Origin of the sequence: Mesorhizobium sp. M4A.F.Ca.ET.050.02.1.1, from assembly GCF_003997725.1 — a bacterium.
In the GTDB taxonomy this organism is placed as follows: Bacteria; Pseudomonadota; Alphaproteobacteria; order Rhizobiales; family Rhizobiaceae; genus Mesorhizobium.
On record NZ_RZSG01000927.1, the window covers coordinates 1 to 2,146 of the forward strand.

Consider the following 2,146-nt stretch of genomic DNA (forward strand, 5'->3'; position numbering starts at 1 on the left):
GAGGATCGGTCTCAAGGTCGGTGTCGACATCGCCGGCGGCGTGCTGGTGGTCACTCTCACCGACATTCGCGACCTGAAGGGGCGGGAGACCCTCTTCCGCTCTCTTTTCGACGACAATCCGGTTCCGATGTTCGTGCGCAGCCAGTCGACCGGCAACTTTCTCAACGTCAATGAAGCGGCGCTGCGTCTCTACGGCTACAGCCGCAGCGACTTCCTGGACCGCAGCCTTGCCGAAATCCGCGTGGATGGCACCACCATCCGCGAAAGCGACGGTCGCGAGATGGTGCTTCGGCACCGCACCGCCGACGGTCGCGAACTCGATGTGATCGAGTACACAAGCGAAACCCTCGTAGATCATCAGGTGGCAATACTATCGACAATCGTGGACATTACGGAGCGCAAGCGCGCCGAAGCCCATATCACTTACCTCGCTCATCATGATCCATTGACGGGACTGGCCAATCGAACGGTTTTCACGTGCGAGCTGGAGCGGGCGGTGGTCAGCCTCAAGCAGGACGGACGGCGGTTCGGCGTGGTGCTGATCGACCTCGACAATTTCAAGACAGTCAACGACACGCTCGGACACGCGGCAGGCGACGCACTCCTCATAGAGGTGACCGCCCGGCTGAAAGAACTGGTGCGCAAAACCGACGTGGTGGCCAGGCTCGGCGGCGACGAATTTGCGATCCTGGTGCCGGCCGTCGAATGCCGCTCCGACGTCGAGGAGCTCGGCCAGCGCGTCATCCGCGATCTTACCGCTATACGGAAGGTCGACGGCGCCGAGATAGTGATCGGCGCGAGTATCGGCGCAGCGATGATCCCAGACGACGCCGCTGACATCGACAGCCTGCTGAAATGCGCCGATCTCGCCCTGTACCGCGCGAAGCAATCGGACAAGGGCACCTTCCGCTGGTTCGAGGCCGGGATGGACATGCGCCAGCGCGAGCGGCGTGCGCTGGAGATAGAGCTGCGCGGCGCCGAAATCGACCGCGAGTTCGAGTTGCATTACCAGCCCATCATCCGGACGCAAACCGGAAAGCTGCGCGGGTTCGAGGCCCTGCTCCGCTGGCACAATCCGCGCCGGGGCATGGTGTCGCCCGCGGATTTCATTCCGATCGCGGAGGAAACCGGCAAGCTCGACGAGCTCGGCCGCTGGGCGCTTGCGGTGGCATGCCGAGAGGCGGCAACCTGGCCGCGAGAGCTGGTGCTGTCCGTCAACGTCTCGCCGGTGCAGTTCCGCAAAGGGGACCTCGTCGGAACGGTCGGACTGGCCCTGGCCGGAAGCGGGCTGGAGCCGCACCAGCTTGAGATCGAGATCACCGAGTCGGTGCTGCTGTCGGCAAGCAGCACCAACCTCGCCATCCTCAAGCAGCTTCGCTCGCTGGGCGTGCGCATTGCACTCGACGATTTTCGCACTGGCTACTCCAGCCTGAGCTATCTCAGGCAGTTTCCGTTCAACCGTCTCAAAATCGACCGATCGTTTGTCCGCGAGATCGGCCGGTGTCCAGAGTCGCTCGCCATCGTCCGTGCCGTCATAGGACTTGGCGCCAGCCTCGGCATCGATACAACGGCCGAAGGTGTGGAGACGGTCGCGCAGTTGGAGGCATTGCGCGCCGAGAAATGCGGCGAGTTGCAGGGCTTCCTGTTCAGCCCGCCCGTTGCCAGCGAGAGCGTCGCCGCCATCATCGGCACGTATTTCGAAGAGGCATCGCGTCTCGCATAACGCGCTCGCCGACCTGCGCCGGCGGCGTCGAAAGGTCACAAAGGACGCCATTCCGCGCAGAATGACGCCGCCCGACCCTCGCCGTTCCGGCGAGTCCTGATGCGCGGGGTCGCGGCCTACAAGGGGAGCATGAAAAAGTTGGGGGTCTCGTCGGCTCTGAGTTAGCCTGACCGCCATGTCCGACGTTGAAAAATACCGAAGTGTACCAATTCAAAGTGAGCTTGCGACGAATCACGCCAATGTTATGGCGCCGGCTGCTCGTTCCGCAAGAGGGAGGACTATCATCTCCATGCTTTCAAGCTGCACGGCCGGCACTATGGTACGACTTCGACTGGCAAGCGCCACCGCGACGCGGCAGGCCGCGAAGTGACGCTCGCCAATCTCCAACTGCGCGGGCGCCAGAGGATCCGCTACGAGTACGAT

2 protein-coding genes are annotated in these 2,146 nt (G+C 63.0%); one reads left to right on the forward strand and one right to left on the reverse strand.

Annotated elements, in window-relative coordinates; all coding sequences use genetic code 11:
• Positions 1 to 1,723: EAL domain-containing protein (locus tag EOA33_RS33245; protein WP_127407548.1), on the forward strand; the 1,723-nt coding region annotated here is incomplete at its 5' end.
• Between the two features lie 231 nt (positions 1,724 to 1,954).
• Here EOA33_RS33245 and EOA33_RS39945 read toward each other — a convergent pair.
• Positions 1,955 to 2,146, reverse strand: a 192-nt coding sequence (locus EOA33_RS39945) for a hypothetical protein (RefSeq protein WP_210212642.1), incomplete at its 5' end; no start/stop codon positions are given.